At 29.8% G+C, this 4,476-nt stretch carries 6 protein-coding genes; all 6 read left to right on the forward strand.

Annotated features, from left to right (window positions below; all coding sequences use genetic code 11):
* Positions 1-194: 194 nt before the first annotated feature.
* Positions 195-626 carry a type II secretion system protein gene (locus ACRDDY_RS02955; protein WP_438563475.1) on the forward strand — a complete coding sequence of 144 codons (432 nt, stop codon included), beginning with the start codon at positions 195-197 and terminating at the stop codon, positions 624-626.
* 12 nt (positions 627-638) lie between these two features.
* Positions 639-1,100, forward strand: coding sequence for a type II secretion system protein (locus ACRDDY_RS02960; protein ID WP_438563476.1), 462 nt, complete (start codon positions 639-641; stop codon positions 1,098-1,100).
* Between the two features lie 99 nt (positions 1,101-1,199).
* A complete protein-coding gene (locus tag ACRDDY_RS02965) occupies positions 1,200-1,910 on the forward strand; it encodes a prepilin peptidase (protein WP_438563480.1) in 711 nt (236 codons plus the stop codon).
* A gap of 15 nt (positions 1,911-1,925) precedes the next feature.
* The gene (gene pilM / locus ACRDDY_RS02970) at positions 1,926-2,939 is read left to right on the forward strand and encodes a pilus assembly protein PilM (RefSeq protein ID WP_438563477.1); all 1,014 of its coding nucleotides are present in this window, start codon (positions 1,926-1,928) and stop codon (positions 2,937-2,939) included.
* A gap of 4 nt (positions 2,940-2,943) precedes the next feature.
* Positions 2,944-3,531 (forward strand): PilN domain-containing protein, encoded by a 588-nt coding sequence (locus ACRDDY_RS02975; RefSeq protein ID WP_438563478.1) that lies wholly within the window; start codon positions 2,944-2,946, stop codon positions 3,529-3,531.
* A gap of 3 nt (positions 3,532-3,534) precedes the next feature.
* Positions 3,535-4,476, forward strand: a 942-nt coding sequence (locus ACRDDY_RS02980) for a hypothetical protein (RefSeq protein ID WP_438563479.1), incomplete at its 3' end; no start/stop codon positions are given.

The raw sequence follows: 4,476 nt of genomic DNA on the forward strand, positions 1-4,476 counted from the left end.
TATAGAAAAAATGATAGCAATGATAGAGCCAATTTTGATTATATCATTAGCATTTGTAGTACTATTCATAGTTCTAGCTATAATGATGCCACTAATGAGCATGATAGATACAGTAATGGCAATTTAAAACTTTAAACCTAAAAAGATATAAATCAAAGATTTATATAAATAAGAAAATTATAGGGGGTATATTTGTGAGAGGACTAGTTAAAAACAAAAAAAAGAAAGGATTTACACTTATTGAAATGGTAGCAGTAGTAGCTATCATAGGAATCTTAGCTGCAATTTTAGTGCCAAAAGTAACAGGATATATGAATGAAGCTAAAAAAACGGAAATAGTGGATCAAGCTAGGAAAGTAACACAAGCATATGAAACGGCAAAGATGAAAGGAAAGGATCAAGATAATACTACAGCTACGCATGATGTAGATACTGATACAACTGTAGATAATATTGAGAATCCAACAATGTTAAGTTTATTAGATGTAGCAGATAAAACTGCAGCAAAAGCATTATTAACAAAATTGGATAATGATACAACAATAGGAGAGTGCCAACAAATAGTGGCAGGTGCAGAGATTACTGTTGGTAGTGATGGAACGATTGAAAATATAGTTACAAAATAAGGAGTGAATTAAATGAAATTAATAAAAAATAGAAAGAAAAAAGGATTTACGTTAATTGAAATGGTAGCAGTTGTAGCAATTATAGGAATACTTGCAGCAATTTTAGTACCGAAAGTAACAGGATATATGAATGAGGCTAAAAAAACAGGGGTAATTGATCAAGCGAGAAAATTAACGCAAGCATATGAAACAGCAAAGATGAAAGGAAAGGCTGGAGCGATAGTTGATGGTACAACGATAACTAATTTATCGACATCAGGCCAGACTGGGAATGATAATTTAACGATGGCTAGTTTATTAGATGTTGTAGATAGTACAGGTAAATTAATTGATGGGACAAAATTAAAAGCATTATTAGATAAATTACCAGAAGGAACTACAATGAAAAATTGTAAGGATATAGTAGATGGAGCAGAATTTAAAATGGATTCTACTGGGAAAATATTAGACACTACATCTATAGTTACGAAGTAGAAATAATAGTGGAGCCCCTTTTAGGGGCTTTTTTAAAAGATAAATGAGGTAAGGGCATTGAGTATTTTAGTTTTTTTTATAGGATTTTTTCTTATGTGTATGATAAATAAATATATATTAAAGGAAAGGAATTTTCTTTTTAGTTTTTTTGTAAGTTTTTTTATTGTGGGTTTGTTTTTAAAGTTTGGTTTAAGCTTTTTATTTTTTAAGCTTTTATTTTTAACATTTGTTTTAAGTGTTATCTGCTTTATTGATTTTAGGACTCAGGATGTCTATACTTCTCACATTATTTTTGGAGCTTTGGGGGGATTAATCTTTTTAGGAGTTCAGTTTTTTTATGAAAATGGTGTGGATTTTAGGAGCATAGTTTCATTTTTAATTTTTCTTTTAGGGATTTTTATTATTGGAGTTTTTGATTATAGATGTGAGGATGAAAGGAAGATTTACTTAAGTGTAGTATGTATTTATTTGTTATATTTCTTTTTAAAGGGAAACTTAAATTTTATGGAGGTTTTTTCAGCTTGTGTTATTCCAACTCTGCTTATTGGAGGACTTTCTTTAGCAGGAGGTATGGGCTGGGGCGATGCTGAGATTATTTTTATATGTGGATTATTTTTAAGTTTTAAAATGTCTCTTGTAAATCTTTTTATTGGGATTCTTTTAGGAGGAATGTATTCAATTTATTTAATAATTTTTAAGAAAAAGATGGGGAAAACTATGATAGCATTTGGTCCTTATATTGGTGTAGGGACAGGGATTACTGTTCTTTTTGGAGAGCAGATTTTAGCTTGGTATATTAATTTTATTTAAGGGGGAGGGATAGTTTTGTTTGATAAGGATGTAGTTGCATTAGATATTAATGAAGAAAACATAACTATACTAATTGGTCATAAACATAATATTCGTGAGGGAGCAACGTTTAAGACTCCAAAGGATTCATTTAAGAATGATGATATTGTAAATTTAGAAGCTATATTAGAGATTATTGAGCCTTTTATAAGTAAGAAAAAGAAAGGTGCAAAAGAGATAATGTTCTCTATAATGGGACAGGATATTATAATAAGACATTTAACTGTTCCAAATACTGATGAGAAGCTTATGAGGGAGAATGTTCACTTTGAGCTTAAGCAGTTTATTGGAGAAAAAATTGAGGAATATTATAGTGATTTTGAAATTATTAGTTATGATTCAGAGAATGGAAATAATGATGCAAATGTAATGGTTGTTGGAGTTAAGAAGGGGAAGATAGATAATTATCTAAAACTTGCAAGTAGCCTTGGTTTAACTGTTAAGGCTATAGATATTTTTGCAAATAATATTGGAAGAGTGTTTAAGGCATTTAAGACTAGCTTTAGTCAAAGTGTTAAGCTTGCAGGAGTTCTTAGTATAGAAGGACATTCTAGTTCAATGGTTATTACTGAGTTTGGAAAGATTGTTATGGAAAAGTATCAAGGATATGGATTATATGGTGCAAATGAAGAAGAAATTAAAAATGAGCATGAGTATAATAAATTCCTAGATTCTATAAATTTAAATAAAGAAATAGATGAAGAAAATGAGAGAAAATATGATAGATTCTTTAAGTCTCTTGTAACACAATATAAGTTATTAATTCAGTTCTATTCAACAGGAAAGCTTAAGAAAAATTTAGATAAGATTTATCTTATAGGAAGTGCTAATAGAATAGATGGTGTACATGAATATTTAGAGAACCACTTTGAAGTTAAGGTTGGAGAAATTCCTGATTTTAATGATTTAAAGATAGTTGTTAAAAGACCTGAACATGTTCATTTGAAAGATTATTTATACACATATGGATTATTATTGAGAAGGGGCTAGAGAGATGGGTAAAATTAGAGAATTAAATTTAGTACCTCAGCATATAAAGAAGGAAAAAGAGAGTAAGGAAAAGCTATCACAGCTTATAGCAGGTGGAGTATTAATCTGTTGTGCTATTGGTGGATATGCTGTTTATTTAAATACAAAAGTTTCAAGCCTTGAAAAAAGAAAGGTGGAGCTTAATCAAGAACTTCAAAAAACACAGGAAAGATTTGATGAAAATACTGCACTAAATTTGAGAATTTCAGAGATAACAGCAAGTACTGATAAGATTGATAGCCTTTCAGTATTAAAGAATAAGGATACAAAGAAAGTGATGCAAGAGCTTGGTACAAAAATGCCGTCAGGATTGCAAGTTAAAAATATAAATTATGTAACAGTAGAGCAAGATGTAAAAGATGGTTATGTAGGTGCTATTACATTAAGTGGAGAATCAAAAAATAGAAGTGATATAGAAGAATTTTGGGCTAACTTAAGAGAAGATAAAAGATATTATATATCCCATATATCAGGAATAACAAAATCAGAAGATAAAGAGAATGGAGCTTCAACATATTCATTTAATTTAACTTTGAAGATTAAGGAGATATAAGAGATGTTTAATAAGAGTAAAGATAATAAAGAATTAAAAGTTAAAAAGAATAAACCAAAACTTCAAATCACAAAAAATGAGAAAATTCTTTTAGGAATAATAGCAACAGGTGTTGTAGGGTACTGTTCATATACATTTGTATTTGAGCCATTAAATGATAAGATAAAACCTTTAGAACAAGAAGTGCAAAGCTTAGAAGCAAGTGTAAATGGTAGAAAAAATATAGATGCACAGCTTGAAGAGACAAGAAATATTTTAAGAAATAAGGAAATTGACTATAAAAAGGCAGTAGTTAAAGTTCCAGAAACAGATAGATATCCAGAGCTTTCAAGAAATCTTCATACAATAGGATTTAATAATAATATAAAAATTAGTTCAGTGACATTTGGACAACCTGTTGCAATAAGTACAGGAGAAGGGGCACCAGCAAATGCAGAAGGAAGCGAAGTAAATGCAGAAAATGAGAAGGAATACAATGACTTAAGGGCTGCAAAAAATGGATTCTTTAAATGTACAGTAACAGTAAACTATGAAGGTTCATTTATGCATGTAATGAACTTTGTAAAAGCAATGGAAAAACAGGAACAAATATTAGAACTTACGAATATATCTATAAGCGAACAAGAAAAGAAGGAAGTAATAGACAACACAAAAGCAGTAGAAGACCTAAAAGAAGATATAGAAACAAGTGCTAAAAGAATAGAAGAAATAAAGAAAAAGATAGAAAGACTAATGGAAGAAAAACAAAATGCAACAGATGCCATGGTAAAAGCAGAAATACAAGATGAAATACAAACACAACAAATAGAAAGAATGGCAGAACAAGCAACAAAAGAAAGTTTAGAAAATGCATTAAAAGATCTACAAAACACAGAAGCCACAGGAAAAGCATACTCAGTAACAGGTGGAACTGTAACCTTTGAGTATTACACTAAAGGAGAAGTA

Origin of the sequence: Clostridium sp., from assembly GCF_051656525.1 — a bacterium.
Classification (GTDB): domain Bacteria; phylum Bacillota; class Clostridia; order Clostridiales; family Clostridiaceae; genus Clostridium.

Excerpts from the sequence above, each read along its gene's own strand:
- ACRDDY_RS02960 (WP_438563476.1), top strand. The coding sequence starts at position 639 with ATGAAATTAATAAAAAATAGAAAGAAAAAAGGATTTACGTTAATTGAA.
- ACRDDY_RS02965 (WP_438563480.1), top strand. The coding sequence starts at position 1,200 with ATGATAAATAAATATATATTAAAGGAAAGGAATTTTCTTTTTAGTTTT.
- ACRDDY_RS02975 (WP_438563478.1), top strand. The coding sequence starts at position 2,944 with ATGGGTAAAATTAGAGAATTAAATTTAGTACCTCAGCATATAAAGAAG.